Origin of the sequence: Actinoallomurus vinaceus (assembly GCF_039542055.1) — a bacterium.
Lineage (GTDB): Bacteria > Actinomycetota > Actinomycetes > Streptosporangiales > Streptosporangiaceae > Actinoallomurus > Actinoallomurus vinaceus.
Genome location: NZ_BAABHK010000002.1, coordinates 403,163 through 421,116 on the forward strand (window position 1 = coordinate 403,163; position 17,954 = coordinate 421,116).

Genomic DNA, 17,954 nt, shown 5'->3' on the forward strand with positions numbered 1-17,954 from the left:
CCGCCATGGCGGGTTCGGACTCGGCGTGCGCGGCGGGTAACCTTCCCGCCGAGCTGACCAGTTTCGTGGGGCGCAGGCGTGAGGTCGGCGCCATCAAGCGGCTGCTCCGGCACCACCGGCTGGTGACCGTGACCGGCGGGCCGGGGGTCGGCAAGACACGGCTGTCCCAGCGGGTGGCAGGGCAGCTCGGGCGCACGTTCGCCGACGGGGTGCGGCTGGTGGAGCTCGCCGCGCTCGAGGACGCGCGATTCCTGGCCCGGGCGGTCGGGGACGCGGTCGGGATGCCGAGCGAGTCGGGGTCCGCCGCGCCGGAGGCCCTGACGTGGTTCCTGGCGGACAAGGACCTTCTGCTGGTGCTGGACAACTGCGAGCATCTGGTGGATCCCTGCGCGCGCCTGGTGACCGACCTGCTGCGGGCCGCGCCCCGGGTGCGGATCCTGGCGACCAGCCGGCAGGCGCTGCGCGTGGCCGGGGAGTGGCTGGTGGAGCTGGCACCGCTGCCGGTGCCGCAGGAGGATCAGCCGCCGGCGCGCGACGGCGCGGTACGGCTGTTCGCCGAACGCGCGGCGATCGCGCTCCCCGGCTTCGCCATCACCGACGACAACCGTGCGAAGGTGGCCGCGATCTGCCGGCGCCTGGAGGGCATCCCACTGGCGATCGAGCTGGCCGCGGTCCGGGTGCGGGCGATGTCCGTCGACGCGATCCTGGCCCGCCTGGAAGAGCACTCTCTGGAAGTCCTGGGCGCGGGGGCGCGGGTGGCCATGCCACGGCTGCAGACCCTGCGGTCGGCGATCGACTGGAGTTTCCACCTGTGTGCGGCGCCGGAGCAGCGGCTGTGGGCGCGAGCGTCGGTCTTCAGCGGCGGCTTCGACCTCGACGACGCCGAGCGAGTCTGTTCCGGCGCCGGAATCGAGGACGTGGAGGTGCTCGCGCTCGTGGACGGGCTGCTGGACAAGTCCGTGCTGACCCGTGCGATGTCCGGGGACGGCTGCCGCTACCGGCTACTGGAGGCGATCCGCGAGTACGGCGCCCAGCATCTGGCTCGGTCCGGTGAGGGCATGGGGGTGCGGACGCGTCACCGCGACCACTTCGCCGGGCTGGCCCGGCAAGCGGAGTGTCAGTTCCTGAGCCCGGGAGAGGTCGAGGGGTTCGACCTGCTGCAGCGCGATTACGCCAACGTGCGAGCCGCGCTGGAGTTCTGCCTCAGCGAGCCCGGCCAGTCGGACTCCGGGCTACGAATCGCCGGCTCCCTGCGGCACTACTGGACCATGTCGGTCCGCCATCGCGAGGGACGGTACTGGCTTGATCGGGCGCTGGTCTTGAACCAGGAGCCGAGCCCGGCCCGCGCCAAGGCCCTTTGGGTCGACGGATGGACGGCCCTTCTCCTGGCCGAATGGGAGGCGGGGCTGTCGCGGATCGACCAGTGCCTCGCGCTCGCCGAACGCCTGGGTGACGAGCCGGCCCGAGCTCATGCCGTCATGCTCCGCGGCGTTCACGCGTTCTTCTGCGATGGTCTGCACCGTGCCGTGGCCTTCTTCGAGGATGCGCTGACCCGGCTGCGGGCTCTCGACGACCGCGCGGACGTATGGATGACCCTCCGTTACCTGACCTACGCCACCGCGCTTCTCGGCGACGCCGACCGTTCCCGTGCCTTCGGCGAGCAGTGCCTGGAGATCGCGGAAACGGCCGGCGCTCCGTTGACGCGCGCACGTTCGCTGGGGGTGTACGGGATCGCCCAATGGCTGATCGGCGACCACGAGCGGGCTGGCGAGCTGACCCGGGAGAGGCTGAGGGTCTCCCCCTACATCGACGGGTGGGGCATCGCCCACTGCCTGGAAGTCCTCGCCTGGGACGCCTCCGAGCGCGATCCGGAACGCGCCGCCCGGCTGCTCGGCTGCGCCCACGCGATCTGGCGTTTCACCGCCGCACCCCTGACCCAGCGGCATCTGGCCGCCGGGCACCGGTTCTGTGAGCAGTGCGCCCGGGCCGCGCTGGGAGACGAGCGGTTCGGCAAGGCCTTCGAGGAGGGCAGCAGGCTTCCCATCGACCAGGCCGTCGCCTACGCGCTCGCCGACGGCGGGTGATGGAAGTCGCTAGGAGTGATCCGACGTCGCCATCCAACCTGCGATCTGGGCGCGCGAGTTGAAGCCGAGCTTGTTCAGGATGTTGCGAACGTGGCTCTCGACGGTGCGTTCGGATATGAACAGACGCGCGCCGATCTCTTTGTTGGTCAGGCCCTCAGCCAGGAGTCGCGCGACATCGGCCTCGCGCTTCCCGAGTATTCCGGGGCTCCCATGATCTGAATCCGCGACGGCGGGAGGGGCGGCCTCGCGGAGGGCGAGCCGCGCTGCGGCATCTCTGCTCAGCTGCTGCCCGGCCTTGAACTCCGACTCGAATTTCGACGGGCCGAGTGCCGCCGTCGCCACCGTGGTGGCATGCGAGAACGCCGGAGCCATTCCCGCGTTGATGGTGGCCCCCACTTCGGCGCGCAGGTTCTCCATCGCCCCGACGAGCCGCGCTGCCAGCCGCGGCTCGCGCGACCGGGCCGCACAGCAGCCCAGCGCGCCGAGCAGATAGCACTGTGCCAACCGGTCGTCGAGTCGGCGGGCGATCCGCAGACCTTCGGCGAACCGTTGCTCGGTCCCGGGACATCAGCGCGGCGAAACCCTGGTTCATCAGCATCATCTCGAGGCTGTACAGGTCACCCACCTCGCGGCTCAGCGTCGCGCCCAGCGATGCCACCGATCCGACCAGTTCGAGATCGCCGTCGAGGAAGCCGTTGAGCGCTCGTGCCTGGTGCGTCATGAGCGTGGCGCCCGGGTCATCGAGACCGTCGGCGAGGCCTCGCGCCTCGTCGAGTAGCCGCCTCGATGACACGCGATCACCTGCCATGTTCGCGGCGATCGACGCCATGGCGAGTGACTGCGACAGCGCATCGGGCTGTCCGGCCGCGCGAGCCGCCGCCACGCCGCGTTCGAGTGCCGGCAGGGCAGCCGCCGGGTCGCCCTGCAGGACGGCGAGGAATCCACGGACGAAGTAGGCCCACGGGTGAGCGACCGGCTCGGCATCTCGAACGAGCAGTTCGTCGAGGCATCGCACGCCTTCGGCCGTCGCGCGCGTGACCCAGAACCAGATCAGACTGGTGGCGAGATCGATTCCGCGGCCGGGGTCATCCTGGTCCATGCGTCCGCGCAGGACGGCTCGGACGTTGTCGACCTCCAGCTCCATCCAGGCGAGCCACTCGACCAGCCGGTACCGTCCCTCCGCGGCGAAGGCGCGACAACGCGCCTCGTAATGGCCGGCGCAGCGCCGTTCGACGGCGTCCTCCTCACCCGCCTCTCGCAGTTTGAGGCGCGCGTACTCCCGCATCGTCTCGTGCAGCCGGTAGCAGACGGCGTCGCCGGCGTCCTGCTTGATCACCAACGACTTGTCGAGCAGCGATGACAGGAGGTCCAGCGCACCCGCCGCCGGCAGGTCGCCGGAGCAGCACACCGCCTCGACGTCCGCCAGGGTGAAGCGGCCCGCGAACACGCACAACCGGGTGAACAGCGTCCGCTCGGCCGGCGCCAGCAGGTCGTAGCTCCACCCGATCGTGGCGCGCAGCGTCTGATGGCGCGGGAGCGCAGCCCGGCTACCGCCGGTGAGCAGGGCGAACCGATCGTCCAGACGGTCGCGGACCTGCTCGGGACTCAGCACCCGCGTCCTGACGGCCGCCAGCTCGATCGCCAGGGGAAGCCCGTCGAGTCGGCGGCACAGGTCGACGACCGCCTCCTGGTTGGAGACGGTCAGCCCGAAGCCGCCCGACGCCGCCGCCCGCTCGGTGAACAGCCTGACCGCCTCGTTCTGGCGCAGCCGGGTGAGCGGCTCGCGGACCTGGGGTGACGGTAGTTGGAGCGGCGGAACGGGCAGCACATGCTCACCGGCCACCGACAATGGCTCGCGACTGGTCGCGATCACACGCACACCCGGCGCCGCCCTCATCACATCGCTGACGAGCCGAGCGGCCGTGTCGAGCACGTGTTCGCAGTTGTCCAGGACCAGCAGCAGTTCCTTGTCCTTGAGGTACGACCGGATCAGGGCCACAGGCTCGATCGCGGCCTGGTCGCGCAGGTCGAGGGCGGCCACGACGGCGTTGCCGACCAGCGCCGGATCCTGCAGCTCAGCGAGTTCGATCAGCCGGACGCCGTCCGGGAAACCGCGTCCAAGATCGGCCGCGACGCGGATCGCGAGGCGGGTCTTGCCGACACCGCCCGGCCCGACCAGGCTGACCAGCCGCGCGACCGTCAACCGCTTCCTGGCTTCGGCCAGCTCATGGCGCCGGCCGACGAAACTCGTCACCTCGGCGGGCAGGTTGCCCGACCGGCGGCTGGGCTTGGGCACGTGAAGAACGTACTACGGCCTTGCGCTGATTTCCGCTGCGCGCACTCAGTACCGGCTCAGGGATTCCACTGATGGCGGCGGCGCGCGTACTGCGTAGTTTGCCGAGCATGACCACCGAGAATCCGGCCCATCGAGTCGAATCCTTGATGGATTCCGTTGCCGGCGCTTCGCCGCGCGGGCTGGCGAGGATCGCCGGCGGCCTGTACCTGATCAACATCGTCGCGGGCGCATTCGCCATCGGCATCGTTCGCGCCATGTTGTTCGTGCCCGACCCGGAAGCCACGGTCCACAATCTTCAGACCCACGAGTTCCTCTACCGGTCGAGCCTCGTGGCGCACATTCTCGTCACCGTTACCAACGTCCCGTTGGCGATGATCTTCTATGAACTATTCAAGGTGGTGAACCGAAGGCTCGCCCTGCTGGACGCGTTCTTCACACTGGTCGCGACCGCGATCGAGGCCGCCGGCATCCTCAACCAGTTCGCATCGCCGGTCCTTCTGGGCGGCAGACCCTATACGAACGCCGTTCCGGCGGCGCAGTTGCACGCGCTGGCATATCTGCCCAGCGACCTGTCGGGCATCGACTACGACATCTACACCGTGTTCTTCGGCCTTGACATCATCTGCGTGGGGTACCTGTTGCTCAGGTCGACGTTCCTGCCCAGAGCCATCGGCGTCCTCATGGCGATCGACGGCGTTTCCTACCTGGTGAACAGCGTCGCGGACCTTCTGGCACCGGGATTCGCGGCCCGTCTGGTCCCCTGGATCCAGCTGCCCATCATCCTCGGTGAGGGATCGCTGTGTCTATGGCTCCTCGTAGTCGGCCTGGACGCCGAGCGATGGAGGATGCGGGCGCGTCCGTACCAATACACGACTCCATCCTAGAATGCGTTATTACGCCGTCGAGTTCAACATTATGAGTGCATGGATCCATTGTGATCCACCGGGAATCTTGATTTGCTGCGGATATGTTGCAGCGTATCGAAGCGGAGCAATTGATTCCAGGAAGAGGCAACCCCATCGGCGACGCCGTCGTCATTCTCGACGACGACACGATCAGCTACGCCGGACCCGCCGCGGAAGCGCCGGCGACGCCCGGAGTCACCGCCGTCCGCACGCCCACCGTGATGCCCGGGCTCTGGGACAGCCACACGCATTTCATGGGCCTGCGGTCCGCGGACATGACGGTGATGCTCCAGGAGCCCATCGCCCTCCGGGCCGCACGGGTCGGCAGCGACCTACGGGCGGCCCTCAACGCAGGCGTCACCTCGGTCCGTGAGGTGGGCGGCCTCGGCATCCACATGGCCCGCGCGGTGGCCGAGGGCACCGTCGAAGGCCCGTCGATCTACGCGGCCGGGTCGACCCTGTCGACCACGGGCGGGCACGGCGACATGCACAGCTACCCGGTGTCGTGGATGCGCGACTTCAGCCGGCTCGGCGGCGAGCTGACGCTGGTCGACGGGCCCGCGGAGTGCGTACGGGCCGCGCGCGAGCAGCTTCGCCAGAACGCCAAGCTCATCAAGGTCTACGCCTCCGGCGGTGTGCTGTCGGAGGTCGACCATCCGATCCACCAGCAGTTCACCGGCGCGGAGCTGCGCGCGATCGTCGAGGTGGCGGGGATGGCGGACCGGATCGTCGCCGCGCACTGTCACGGCAAGCCGGGCATCATGGCGGCGCTGGAGGCCGGCGTCACCACGATCGAGCACGGCACCTACCTCGACGAAGAGGCTGCCGTGGCCATGCGGGAGGCCGGCGCCATCCTCGTCACCACCCGCACCATCTTCCAGGAGCTCCTCGACCACAGCGCCGAGGTTCCGGCGTACGCCGTGCGCAAGCTCGAGGAGACGATGGGCCGGCACGCGGAGGCCATCGCCATCGCCCGCGACCAGGGCGTCACGATCGCCTCGGGCACCGACATCTCCGCGACCGGCCCGGACATGCTCAACTCCTGGGGGCGCAACGGGCGCGAGCTGCCCCTGCTCGCCAAGATCGGGCTCACTCCCCTGGAGATCATCGAGGCGGCGACGGCCAACGGCCCGGCCACTCTGGGCCCGCAGGCGCCGCGCTCCGGACAGCTGAAGCCCGGCTACGACGCCGACGTCATCATCCTCGACGCGAACCCCCTGACGGACATGGCGATCATGGCCGAACCCGACCACATCACCGGTGTCTGGAAGGCGGGCCGACGTGTCAAGTGACGACGACTGGATCCTTGAGATCCGGCTTTTCACGGTGAGCCCCGACGCGCGGCCGGAATTCCACCGGATCAGCCGCGACGGCACGATTCCGCTGATGCGCAGATGCGGGCTCACCGTGCTGGCGCACGGCCCCTCGCCGACCGACGACGACGGTTACTTCCTGATCCGCGCGTTCCCGTCGGTGGAGCTGCGGAATGAGCTCGCGCCGGCTGTCTACGCCACGAAGGAGTGGGAGGAGAACTACGAAGAGCCGGTGATGAAGATGATCCAGGAGTACCACACCACGCTGGTGCCGGTCTCCCGCCGGGTCATCGAGGAGTGGTCCGCCGCCGTATGACGGGCACGACGACGAAGCGGCCCGGTCCCCGAAGAGGGGGCCGGGCCGCTTCGTCGTACCGTCAGGCCAGGTCGCGGACGCGCTTGATGATCGGGCCGAGGACGTCCATGTGCGGGCGCTGCACGCAGATGTAGGAGAAGCCGTAGCGCTCCCGGTTCTCCAGGATGCGCCGGGCGATCTCCTCCTCCGTGCCGATCAGCATGAAGGGGCTCTCCAGCGCGTCCCGTACGTCCTCCAGCTGGAGGTAGGGGACCTTCTCGGCCGCGATCCGCTCGGCCACCGCGCGGCGGTCGTCGGTGACCTCGACCACCAGGACGAAGGCGTTCCACTCCATCTCGTCGGCCCGCGGTCCCGCGATCTCGTGGAAGAACTCGACGCGCTGGTCCGCCTCGGCCGCCTTGATGATCCTCATGGTGCCCGGCGGCTCGCCGGGCAGCTGGAAGCGCCCGCCGAAGCTCGCGATGTCGGCGCGTTCCGCGGCGAGCCGGAGCGCGCGCTCGCTGGCCCCACCGAGCAGCAGCGGCGGGCGTTCGACGTCCTCCTCCAGGGCGAGCAGCGCGTCGACCTCCTCGATCGTGGCCGCCAGCCGGTCCATCCGCTCCCCAAAGGGGTGCCAGGGGATCCGCGCGGCGTCGTACTGCTCCTTGACGATGCCGGCGCCGAGGCCGAGCTCGAACCGGCCGCCGCTCAGCCGGGCGGCCGTGGCGACCTCCCGCGCGAGGATCGTGGGGTTCCAGTAGCCGTTGTTGAGCACGTACGTGCCGATCTTCAGCCGGTCCGCGACGGTCGCGGCGGCCAGCAGGCCCTGGAACGGGGACGTCCGCCCGGTGCCCAGGTGCTCCACGGCCAGCGCGATGTCGAAGCCGTACCCCTCCGCGGTGGCGATCGTGTCCGTGAGCTGCCGGTATGACGAGACGTTTCCCAGGGTGAAGCCGAATCGGAAGTCGCGCATTGTCTCCTCCTCGTGACGAGAATCAGGGGGAATCGGTGGGACGGATGGCGGCGACGCCCAGTACGGCGGCGGCCAGCCCGGCGAGGGCCATCACCGGCCAGACCCCGTGCCCGAGCCGGACGAACAGGGCGCCGCCGATGATGGGACCCACCGCCGTACCGAGCGTGTGCATGAACTGGAAGCCGCCGATGTACAGGCTCTTCAGCGGAGGCGGGGCGGCCATCGCCGGATAGGCGAAGACGGACGGCCCGCCGAGGATCTCGCCCAGCGTCCACACCAGCGTGGCGCCGATGATCACGACGGGCGAGATCGGGAATCCGTAACAGGCGTTGCCGAGGCCGACGAGGGTCAGGGTCAGACCGACGGTGAAGCGGGTGGGCCAGTGCTGCGAGATCTTCGTCAGCGGGAGCTCGAACACCACGACGATGAGCCCGTTGAGCGAGACCGCGACGGTGTACCAGAGCACCCAGACGTGGGCGGCCTTCACCTCCAGCGGCAGGGTGGACAGGTACTGCACGTAGACGACGGCGTTGAGCATCGTGGCGAACAGGAACAGCAGGTAACGGCGGTCGTGGAACATGGCGAGGTACCGGGCCGGCCCGGACTCCGCCGAGGCGTCCGTGCCACTCGCGGGACGTGAGCGCGCCGGGATCGCGACGAGGGCCAGCACCGCGTACGCGAGCGCGATCAGCCCTTCGCCCCAGAACAGCAGCGTGTACTCCCGGCCTCCCAGGTAGAACAGCGCGAAGCCGAGGAGAGGCGCGGCCGTCGCGCCGAGGTTCAGGCCGAACCGGTACATCCCGAAGATCATCACCTGCCGGTCCTCGGGCGTCAGCTCGGAGAGCAGCGCGGCCGAGGACGGCCGGTAGATCTGAGCGGCCACGCTCGCCAGGCCCACCGCGACGAGCACGGCCGGATAGCCGGGCAGGTACAGCAGTGAGGCGGTGAGCACGGCGGTCGCCGTCATGCCGAGCACGGCGGAGTTCCGCGCTCCCAGCCGGTCGGCCAGCGTCGCGCCGAGGAGCAGCCCGGCCACCCCGCCGGCGCCGTAGACGCTCAGCGCGAGCGCCGACCGTTCGGTGGAGTACCCCTTGGCCGCGAGGTACAGCACGATGAAGATGTTGAGAAATCCGCCGAGCCGGCTCAGGAAGACGCCGACGAGGAGCACCTTCACCGCGAGCTGTGACTCGCGGAAGGTGTTCCAGACGGCGACGGTCCCCCTCTCCTCGGCCTCGATGTCGATCGCCATGGTCATCCCGTCGTGACGGTGAGCGCGGCCTCCGCGCCGTCCAGCGCGCGCAGGCACTCCTCGGCGGTGTCCGCGACGGCGATCGCGAAGGCGATCCGGCCCCACACGGTGCCCTTGGGGGGCGGGGACACCACGGCGCCCGGCGCGGCGACCGCGACCGCCCGCTCGATCGCGGCCGGCAGGGCGTCCTCGTCGAAGGCGACGGACCCGATGGTCGTGTCCTCCTCGTCGACGTAGAAGAAGCGGATCGCCGCGACGCGCCGGCGCACCGGATGGGTGTCCGGCGCCAGGCCACAGGCCACGGACGCCGCCGCCAAGCCCGGGTCGACGCCGGTGGCCAGCATCCCGAGGTAGGGGATCATGTCGCCGCCCAGCCGGCCGTTGACCTCGATGAGCCGCGGGCCGTCGGCGGTGAGCATGAACTCGGTGTGCGTCCAGCCGTCGAGGAAGCCCAGCGCGCTGTGGGTGTCCTGCAGCGCCTGGAGGAGCGCCGGGTCGCCGAGCAGCGGGTCGGCGGCGTCCACGAAGTGGCCGATCTCCTCGGCGTACGGCGGGTAGCCGACGACCTTGCGGGCGACGTACAGCGGGGTGACCTTGCCGTCCTGCACGAGCGCGTCGACGCTGATCTCCTCGCCGGTCACGCGCTCCTCGACGAGGAGCGGCTGGTCGGTGCTGTAGACGACCGGGTCCGGCGCCTTGGTGTCGCGGGAGAAGGCGAACCGGTCACGGAGTTCGCCGGCGTCGTCGACGCGGACGACGCCGAGGCTCGCGCCCAGCCCGCGCGGCTTGAGGATGGCCGGATAGCCGACCCGCTCCGCGGCGTCGAGGGCCTCGTCGAGGGTCTTCACCGCGACCGAGCGCGGCTGGGGCACACCGGCGGCGTCGAGCGCGACGCGGGTCTGCCACTTGTCGCGCAGCCGCCAGATGACCGCCGGGTCGCCGTTGCGCGCCCCGATCGCCTCGGCGACGTACGCGGTGGCGTGGATCCGGCCCTCGTCCCAGCACAGGACTCCGGCCACGGGGTCCTGCGCGTGGACCTTCACGGCCGCCTCGGCCATCGCCGGGCCGTCGAGCGTGCTCGGCACGACCGTCCACCCGCTGATGTACTCCTTCTCCCAGGTCGGCTCGCTGACGTGGAAGAGGTGGATGCGAAATCGGGTGCCGATGGAGCGCAGCAGGTATTCGCGGTACGTGCGCATGCCCGTCGCGACGACGAGCAGCAGAGGGTCACGTTGCTCAGCCATTTTTCCGCCCTTCCACTAGTCCTCGGTGTAGTACCAGTTCTCGGGGTTGAGCATCCCGAACGGATTCACCGGCTCGAAGCCACCGAGTCTCTTGTCCACCTCGAACAGCCGGATCGGGAAATTGGGACTGAAGATGACCGGCACCTCTTCGGCGATGAACCGCTGGAATTCCTGCAGCGCGTCCAGGCCGTCGCTGGTGACGGTGCGCTCGACCAGTTCGTCGCAGCGAGGGTCGGAGTAGTGCCCGAAATTGCCGCCGGCGTCGGTCTTGAACAGGATCTCGCCGCTCGGGTAGTGATACGCCCAGCCGCCGTTCCAGCAGCACATCTCCCACAGGCACGGCACGCCGGGACCCGGCGTGCAGGGGGCGTCCTCCGCGACGAGGATGGAGCCGTACACCTCTTCCAGGCGGAGTTCGATGCCGGCCGCGGCGGCGTCCTCCTTGTACTTCCGCATCAACCGCGTGAGGGCGGGCCTGCCCTCGACGTACCGGAGCAGGATGCTGAGCCGCGTGCCCTCCGGGATGCCCTCCCCTGCCTGGCCCGGCCCGGTGCCGGGGTTCACGCACACGGCCGGGGTCGTGCTCGTGTCCCAGCCGTTGGCCTCGAGCAGCGCGCGCGCCGCCTCCGGGTCGAACGGCAGCGGCCCCTTCCCGCCGACCAGTTCCGGCGCGACCAGGTCGCTGACCGGGATGACCGGCACGGGGCCGTCCTGGCGGTAGGCGTACCCGTGGTAGATGTCGTGGACGGCCGAGTCCTGGTCGAGCGTCCGCTGCAGGGCCTGCCGGATGTACGTCTGCTTGAACATCTTCCCGACGACGGTGGGGTTGTTGAAGTTCAGGCTGGTGTACCGGATGCAGTAGGCCACCTGGGGAACGAGCCGGTAGTGCTCGTCGAGGGGGTTCGGGCCGCCCTGTGTGGGGTCCGTGGTCGGCTCCGTGGTGAAGCTCAGCGGCAGGTAGCCGACCTGGACCGAGCCCGGCCCGTCCGGCCCGCGCTTGAGGATCTCGAACTCCCCCTCGTCGGAGACCATCGGAATCTGCCGGAACTCGTCCAGGTACGGCTTGTTCGGCCCCGAGTAGTGCTCGTTGGGGACGAAGGTGACGACGGCGTCGAGGGTGTAGCTCTTCAGGCGCCAGGGTCCGCTGACGACGCTCCAGAGGGGGCTGTCCGGCCAGCGGGTCCGGTGCGCGTTGCCCTCGTCGACGATGTTGCCCTGCTGCTCCATCAGGTAGTCGTAGACGGCGAGCACGTCCGCGGTGTCACCGGAGGCGTTCGCCGGGCCGGCGGCGGTGCGGTCCCATGCCTTCGGCAGCGGGGTGATAGTGCTGAGCTGGTTCATCAGCACCCATTTCTTGGAGTACGGCTTGTCGAAGGTGAAGTAGACGACGTCGTCGGCGAGCTTGCCGTACGAGGTGCAGTTGTCCGGGAAATAGCCGGGGACGTACTCGCCGTAGCGTTCGCCCTTGACCTTCATGAGGTTGACCCAGAACAGCACGTTGTCCGCGCACAGCGTCTCGCCGTTCGACCATTTCCACGGCTTGACCCTGATGGTCACCGTGCGGCCGTCCTCGCTCCACTGCGGGGGCTCGCCGATGCTCTGGTCGTAGTCCACCTCGGGCGTGCCGCGGCTGCCGAAGTAGTACAGCGGCCGGTACATCAGCATCTGGAACTCGTAGTTGTTCCGCATCCCCATGCGTTCCGCCGGGGTGAACGGGAAGATCACGGCGGGCGGAAAACCGGGGGCGCAGGCCCAGGTGACCACGCCGCCCTTCTTCGGCCGGCCGCCTGCCGTCGCCACGGCGGTCGTCTGCTGCGTCATCGGGTCCCTCCCGCTATCGGATCTCGGTCAGGTACGACACGCCCGTGGAGGAGTGGGCGCCGTAGCGCTCCCACTCCTCGCGCAGGTCGACGCCGCCGTCGGCGCGGAGCTCCGGCGTGCTCCGGCAGTGCCCGGAGATCACCTCTCCGCTGTCGAGGACGATGCAGTAGGCGAAGTCGAGCGAGCCGTCGGGGGCGCATCGGCCGGCGAGCGAGCCGCGCCGCGCCTTGCCCCCGGTGAACTCCCCCCACAGCAGGTCGCCGTCCTGCCGGTAGATCGCCACCCGGCCGCTCTCGGCGGCCTCCGCCGGGCGGAACCGGCGGCCGTCGTAATCAATCATTTTCAGCACCTTTGCGGGTTGACGGCGCACGCAATTCCAACGTGCAGCATTTGGCACCACCGCCGGATTTGTTCAGTTCCGACAGGTCCGTACCGATCGGCACGAATCCACGTGCCCACAATTCGTCGAACAGATGGGTCGCCTGCTCGGCCAGCACGACGTACCGGCCGTCGGAGACCGCGTTGAGCCCGAACACCTCCGCGTCGGCGTCGGTCGCCAGGATCGCGTCGGGGTACAGCTCGCGCAGGAGCGCGCGGCTCTCGGCGGAGAACGCCGCCGGGTAGTACATGATCTGGTCGTCGTCGAGGACGGCCAGGGCGGTGTCGAGGTGGTAGAAGCGCGGGTCGACCAGGGTCAGGGCGACCACCGGGCGGCCGAGGAACCGCTCCGCCTCCGTGTGCGACCGGCGGTCCGTGCGGAATCCGGTGCCCGCCAGGATCCGCTCGCCGGCCACGAGGTAGTCGCCCTCGCCCTCGTTGACGAACACGGGTTCGTGCACCTCATGGCCCCGCTCCCGGAACCAGGCCGCGTAGGCGGGCGCCTCGGCGGCCCGCTCGGCGTGCCGGAACCGGGCGGCCAGGACCCTGCCGTCGACGACGGTCGCGCCGTTGGCGGCGAACACCATGTCCGGCAGGCCCGGCGACGGAGTGATCACCTCGACCTGGTGGCCGAGCCCGAGGTACAGGCTCCGCAGCCGTTCCCACTGCGCGACGGCCAGGGCCGCGTCGGTCGGCTTGCCGGGATCCATCCACGGGTTGATGGAGTAGCGGACGTCGAAGTGGGTCGGCGGGCACATCAGGAAACGGCGGCGCCGGGACACGCGCGCCGGACGGCCGGCGCGCGTGTCATCGATCTGTTCTGGCACGGACTCTGCTCCCCCGCTACTTCGCGAACGTGACCTTGATCTGGTCGGCGAACTCGTTCATGGTCCGGAAGGCCTCGGCCTCGGACCTACCGGTCGTGCCGAGGAAGCCGAGGATCGTGTTGCCGTTCGGCGGCCTCTTGATCACGTCCCCCGGGCGTGCGGTGATCTTGAGCAGGAACACCTTGTCGGACTCGCTCACCTCGGGCGGCACCTCGACGTGCTCAACGACGCCCTCGGCGCAGATGAGGCACATCGCCGTGACGTGCACCCCGGTCGGCTGGAAGTGCCGGACCCTGGGACGTCGTCCCAGCCCGATGTCGGCGACCGCGGCGATCGGGTCGTGGTCGGCGGTCAGCCGGGCGATCATGTCGAGGCCACCGCCTCCGACCCGGGCGGCGATCTCCAGGAGGTACGGCTCTCCCTCGTGGTAGCGGACCTCCGCGTGCATCACGCTGCGCCGCAGCCCCTGGGCGTGCGCGGCGGCCTTGACCGCGCGCTGCACCTTGGCGACGTCCTCCGGGCCGAGCGAGGTGGGCGCGTGGTGGACGTCGTCGTCGAACGTCCCGCCCTCGGCGGTGATCCGGTCCACGACCGAGCCGAGATAGACCTCGTCGTCCCAGGCGACGGCCTCCATCAGGTACTCCTTGCCGTCGAGGAACGACTCGACGAGCAGGCCGTTCGGGCCCAGGTCGACGCCGTCGGCCTCGGAGTTCACCCAGAACAGCTGCTTGATGCCGTCGGACGCCTGGGCGAACCGCTCGGCCATCTCCTCCGGCGTGTCGATCCGGAAGACGAAGTGGCTGCCCGCGCCCAGCGTCGGCTTGAGGATCACCGGGTACCCGAAGTCCTCGGCGGCCTGGAGCGCGTCGGACAGGTCGGGGACCAGCCGGTACGACGGGATCGGCACGCCGGCCTTCTCGTACGCCTGCCGCATCAGGTACTTGTTGCGGCTGCGGACCGCGGCGTCGACCCCGATGCCGGGCAGCCCGAGGGCCTCGGCGACCGCCGCGACCGTGATGACCGCGGACTCGGAGAACGTGATCACACCGTCGAACCTCTCGACCGCGTGCCACTCGCGGGCCGTGGCGACGATGTCGTCGATCTTCTTGTTGCCGACGAGCCGGTAGTGGTCGGCGGGCCAGAAGTCCTCGGTGCCCTCGCCGTTCAGGACGTACAGGTCGACGCCGAGGTCCTGCACCTGCTTGTAGCGGGAGTGGTAGTAGTTCAGATACTGGCGCGTCTCGATGGTGAGCAGCTTCATGGCTTACCTGCCTTTGAACGGGGATCAGGCGCCGGCCCGTACGCCGGTCGTCTCGCCGACGTCCGCGGTCCGCAGGCGCGGGAGCGTGAACGCGTCGATCTCGGCCGGCTGTGCGGCGGTGAGGCCGAGGTCCACGCCGGCGTCCGCGGCCTCGGCGGCGACGTCGATGAGGATGGGCGCGGCGCAGGCGAGAAGCGCGCGCACCTGCAGGAACAGGTCGCCGAGCGCGGCCGGATCGCCGTCCGTGGCCGCCGCCGCCTCCTCCGCCAGCCCGTCCAGCCGGCCGGCGATCGTGTCCGCCACCCTCGTGAGGCTGGGCAGCTCGTACCCGAGCCGAACGCGCTCGATGAGGAGCTCCGCCCGGCGCCGCCCCGTCTCCGACGTGGGCAGCGGCGCGTCGCCGGCGCCCGCCGACACGAGCCACAGCGCGTCGGCGAGGGCGTTCCACGGCTCGACCAGCCGCCGCGTGGTCACCTCGCGCAGCGCGGCCACGCTGAAGTCGGTGCGCTGGTACTCCGGCGCGGTCAGCGCGAGGTGGAACCGCACGAGGTCGCGCGGCACCTCGGCGAGCAGGTCCGCGGTCCAGATGAGATGGTCACGGCTGGTGGAGAACTTCTGGCCCTCGAGCTCGTAGAACTCGTTGCAGACGTTCACCTCCGGCAGGACGTAGCGGTCGCCGTGGGCCATCAGCAGGACCAGGTCCAGCAGCCCCCAGTGGTAGACGTTGTCGAAGCCATGGAAGTAGACGAGCTCCGCGCCGTGCTCGGCGCGCCAGTGCTCGTCGGCCGTCTCGGCGCGCTCGCCGCGCTGTGCCGCCGACCACCACGTGCTGTACATCACGGCCGGCATGGCCTCGACCCACGGGTAGAGGATCTGCCCGGGGGTCTCGGGGAACGGCGCCGCGACGCCCCAGGTGCCGGGGAACGTCACCGGGATGTCCGGCAGCGGCCGGTCCAGGAGCTCGCGGATGAGCTGCATGCCGTGCGGCCGCCAGCGCCCCTCCCGCGCGGCGAAGTAACCGGTGAGGCGGTCCCGGTACTCCTCCATGGGCAGCACCAGGATGGTCTGCTCGCGGAACGTCACCGGCGCGTCGGGATCCAGCGTCGAGCGGGGGTCGAGCAGCTCGTCGAAGTTGTTCGGGTGCCCGCATCCCTCGCAGACGCCGCCGCTGCTCCCGCCCAGGCAGACCGGGCAGGTGCCGGTCAGCAGCCCGTCGTAGAGGAAGGCGCCGTTCGCGTACGGCAGGCGCACGGTGCGGAGCCGGAGTCGTCCCGCCTGGTGCAGGGCCGTGAAGAACTCCCGCACGGTCTCGCGGTAGCGGTCGTCGATCGGCGGCAGCCCGGCCATCGAGATGCCCATCGCGGTGAGGGTCCGCTCGATCGCCTCCGTCGATGTCGCGCACAGGCGCTCGGGCGGGACGCCCTTCCGGTGCGCCGTCGTGATCACATAGCTCTGGCTGTCGTCGGTGCAGGTCGTGTAGATCACCGGGCGGCCTGTGGCCGCCAGGTAGCGGCTGTAGACGTCGCCGGCGAGGTACGGTCCGGCCATGTGACCGACGTGCAGGTCGCCGTTGGAGGTCGGCGTCGCGGCGACGACGATCGCCGGACGCCCGCCGGCGGTCACGCCGGACCGCCGTGGCGGGCGCTGAACCGCTCGGCCATCTCGGCGTCCCACCAGACGGCGTACATCTCGAAGTCGGCGTCGCCGTCGTTGACGACCTGGTGGCGCTGCTCCGGCGGGAAGTGCACGATGTCGCCGGCGACGAACGGCACTCTCTTCCCCTCGCTGATGATCTCGGCGGCGCCGGTCATCGCGACCCAGATCTCGTACTCGTGGTGCCCGTGGGCGCCGGAGGACGCGCCGGGCTTGACGACGCACCACGACCCCTCGAAGGGCGCGTTGAGGACCGGCCAGGGCATCAGGCGCTGCGCGATCAGCCCGTTGTCCTGCTTGAGGTTGTCCCGGTCGAGCTTGCGAATCTCCACGATCGCTCCTTACTGGACGTTGAGGACGAGTTCGGGGTCGTGGCGGCTGGCGAGGAGCTCGGTGACGATCTCCTGGGAGCGGGCGGCCAGCACGCTGAGCAGGGAGTCCGCGATACCGTGGGTGGCCTCGTTGACTCCCTGCAGGTAGCAGCCCGCGGTGAACGAGGGCGGCAGGTCCATCCGGTAGTTGCGGTTCACGCGCGCTTCGCCGACGCCGGCCGTCGCCGCCAGGTCGCGCACCATCCGCGGCATTCCGCGGACGAAGCCGGTGCCGAGCATCACGACGTCGCAGCGGAGTTCCTCGACGTGGTGGCTCTTGCGGTCGGCGAGGGTCAGCACGACGTCGCCGCCGTCCATGCGGGCGTCGGTGACCTCCGCCATCGTGACCATGCGGAGCCGCTCGGTGCCCGTGAGCCGGTCCTGGTAGATCGCCCGGTACAGGGACTCGAGCATGCCCGGCGCGAGGCCGGCGTAGTTCGTGCGGTGCATCTCGCGCAGGAGCTGCTCGCGGGCCTCGGGCAGCGCCGCGTGGAACTCGTCGATGAACGACGGGTAGAACAGCTCGTTGGTGAACTTGCTGGTCTCGTACGCGTTGAGGCCGATCGACCGCATGACCATCGTGCACCGCGCGCGGGGGAAGCCCTGGTAGGTCGCCCACAGCATCTCTGCGGCGCTCTGCGCGCCGCCGATCACCGCGACCCGCAGCGGCGCGTCCGTGTCCAGCTCGGCGACGCGCATCGAGAACTCGGTGCTGTGGATCACCCGCGTGCGCGGCAGCCCGGAGAACTCCGCGGGGATGTGCGCATCCCGCCCCGCGCCGATGACCAGGTTCCGGCAGACGATCTGCCCGCCGTCGGACAGTTCGACCAGCCACTCGCCCACCTGCCCGGTGCTCGAATGGCAGGGCTTGATCGAGACGCAGCGTCGCCCGTGCTGGATCCGCACGGCGCGCAGCGACTCGGCGACCCAGCGCAGGTAGCCGGAGATCTCCAGCCGGTACGGCGTGAAGCTGCCGAGGTTGATGAAGGCGTCGAGGCGGCCCACCGAGTGCAGGTAGTTGACGAACGAGAACCGGCTCCGCGGGTTGCGCAGTGTCACCAGGTCCTTCAGGAACGACACCTGACTCTGGGTCCAGGGGAGCAGCATTCCCCGCTGCCATTCGACGCTGTCGTGCTGTTCGACGATCAGCGTGTCGCGGGCGATCTCCTCGGGCGCCATCTCCTCCAGCGCCACGGCCAGCGCGAGATTCGCCGGACCGGCGCCGATCGCGAGTAGCTCGACTTCTTGACGCTCCACTCTGTCCTCCAAGGATTCCGGGATGCG

General features: G+C 69.9%; 16 protein-coding genes. 4 read left to right on the forward strand and 12 right to left on the reverse strand.

Annotation, left to right across the window (positions count from 1 at the left end; translation table 11 throughout):
* The first annotated feature begins 5 nt into the window (after positions 1 to 5).
* Entirely contained in the window at positions 6 to 2,084 is a 2,079-nt protein-coding gene (locus ABEA24_RS07975; protein WP_345430018.1) for an ATP-binding protein, read from the forward strand.
* Positions 2,085 to 2,093: 9 nt separating this feature from the next.
* Here the strand turns inward: ABEA24_RS07975 and ABEA24_RS07980 are convergent, their stop codons facing one another.
* Complete coding sequence (locus ABEA24_RS07980; protein WP_345430632.1) at positions 2,094 to 2,282, reverse strand: response regulator transcription factor; 189 nt, start codon at positions 2,280 to 2,282, stop codon at positions 2,094 to 2,096.
* A complete protein-coding gene (locus tag ABEA24_RS07985) occupies positions 2,239 to 4,380 on the reverse strand; it encodes an ATP-binding protein (protein ID WP_345430019.1) in 2,142 nt (713 codons plus the stop codon). Before ABEA24_RS07985 ends, ABEA24_RS07980 begins: the two co-directional genes overlap by 44 nt.
* Before the next feature lie 107 nt (positions 4,381 to 4,487).
* Here ABEA24_RS07985 and ABEA24_RS07990 point away from each other — a divergent pair, with 107 nt between their 5' ends.
* From ABEA24_RS07990 to ABEA24_RS08000, 3 genes are all read left to right on the forward strand, one after another.
* On the forward strand, positions 4,488 to 5,264 hold the full coding sequence (locus tag ABEA24_RS07990; protein WP_345430020.1) for a DUF4386 domain-containing protein: 777 nt from the start codon (positions 4,488 to 4,490) through the stop codon (positions 5,262 to 5,264).
* An 83-nt stretch (positions 5,265 to 5,347) separates the two neighbouring features.
* A complete protein-coding gene (locus tag ABEA24_RS07995; RefSeq protein WP_345430021.1) occupies positions 5,348 to 6,577 on the forward strand; it encodes a metal-dependent hydrolase family protein in 1,230 nt (409 codons plus the stop codon).
* Positions 6,567 to 6,914 (forward strand): hypothetical protein, encoded by a 348-nt coding sequence (locus ABEA24_RS08000; protein ID WP_345430022.1) that lies wholly within the window; start codon positions 6,567 to 6,569, stop codon positions 6,912 to 6,914. Before ABEA24_RS07995 ends, ABEA24_RS08000 begins: the two co-directional genes overlap by 11 nt.
* Positions 6,915 to 6,975: 61 nt before the next feature.
* Here ABEA24_RS08000 and ABEA24_RS08005 read toward each other — a convergent pair whose 3' ends face one another.
* The 10 genes from ABEA24_RS08005 to ABEA24_RS08050 are packed head-to-tail and all read right to left on the reverse strand — an operon-like array spanning position 6,976 to position 17,927.
* Complete coding sequence (locus ABEA24_RS08005; RefSeq protein ID WP_345430023.1) at positions 6,976 to 7,866, reverse strand: TIGR03621 family F420-dependent LLM class oxidoreductase; 891 nt, start codon at positions 7,864 to 7,866, stop codon at positions 6,976 to 6,978.
* A 22-nt stretch (positions 7,867 to 7,888) separates the two neighbouring features.
* The gene (locus ABEA24_RS08010) at positions 7,889 to 9,121 is read right to left on the reverse strand and encodes an MFS transporter (protein WP_345430024.1); all 1,233 of its coding nucleotides are present in this window, start codon (positions 9,119 to 9,121) and stop codon (positions 7,889 to 7,891) included.
* Positions 9,118 to 10,359, reverse strand: a complete 1,242-nt coding sequence (locus ABEA24_RS08015) for an ATP-grasp domain-containing protein (RefSeq protein ID WP_345430025.1) — start codon at positions 10,357 to 10,359, stop codon at positions 9,118 to 9,120. The genes ABEA24_RS08010 and ABEA24_RS08015 overlap by 4 nt, the downstream gene beginning before the upstream one ends.
* 15 nt (positions 10,360 to 10,374) lie before the next feature.
* Positions 10,375 to 12,180, reverse strand: a complete 1,806-nt coding sequence (locus tag ABEA24_RS08020) for an ABC transporter substrate-binding protein (RefSeq protein WP_345430026.1) — start codon at positions 12,178 to 12,180, stop codon at positions 10,375 to 10,377.
* A 13-nt stretch (positions 12,181 to 12,193) separates the two neighbouring features.
* The gene (locus tag ABEA24_RS08025) at positions 12,194 to 12,520 is read right to left on the reverse strand and encodes an avidin-fold protein (protein ID WP_345430027.1); all 327 of its coding nucleotides are present in this window, start codon (positions 12,518 to 12,520) and stop codon (positions 12,194 to 12,196) included.
* Positions 12,513 to 13,385 (reverse strand): dimethylargininase, encoded by an 873-nt coding sequence (gene ddaH, locus ABEA24_RS08030; protein ID WP_345430028.1) that lies wholly within the window; start codon positions 13,383 to 13,385, stop codon positions 12,513 to 12,515. The genes ABEA24_RS08025 and ddaH overlap by 8 nt, the downstream gene beginning before the upstream one ends.
* 16 nt (positions 13,386 to 13,401) lie before the next feature.
* Positions 13,402 to 14,646 carry an ATP-grasp domain-containing protein gene (locus ABEA24_RS08035; RefSeq protein ID WP_345430029.1) on the reverse strand — a complete coding sequence of 415 codons (1,245 nt, stop codon included), beginning with the start codon at positions 14,644 to 14,646 and terminating at the stop codon, positions 13,402 to 13,404.
* Between the two features lie 24 nt (positions 14,647 to 14,670).
* On the reverse strand, positions 14,671 to 16,269 hold the full coding sequence (locus ABEA24_RS08040) for a class I tRNA ligase family protein (protein WP_345430030.1): 1,599 nt from the start codon (positions 16,267 to 16,269) through the stop codon (positions 14,671 to 14,673).
* Positions 16,266 to 16,631 (reverse strand): cupin domain-containing protein, encoded by a 366-nt coding sequence (locus ABEA24_RS08045; RefSeq protein ID WP_345430031.1) that lies wholly within the window; start codon positions 16,629 to 16,631, stop codon positions 16,266 to 16,268. The genes ABEA24_RS08040 and ABEA24_RS08045 overlap by 4 nt, the downstream gene beginning before the upstream one ends.
* Before the next feature lie 9 nt (positions 16,632 to 16,640).
* Positions 16,641 to 17,927 (reverse strand): lysine N(6)-hydroxylase/L-ornithine N(5)-oxygenase family protein, encoded by a 1,287-nt coding sequence (locus tag ABEA24_RS08050; RefSeq protein WP_345430032.1) that lies wholly within the window; start codon positions 17,925 to 17,927, stop codon positions 16,641 to 16,643.
* Positions 17,928 to 17,954 lie beyond the last annotated feature (27 nt).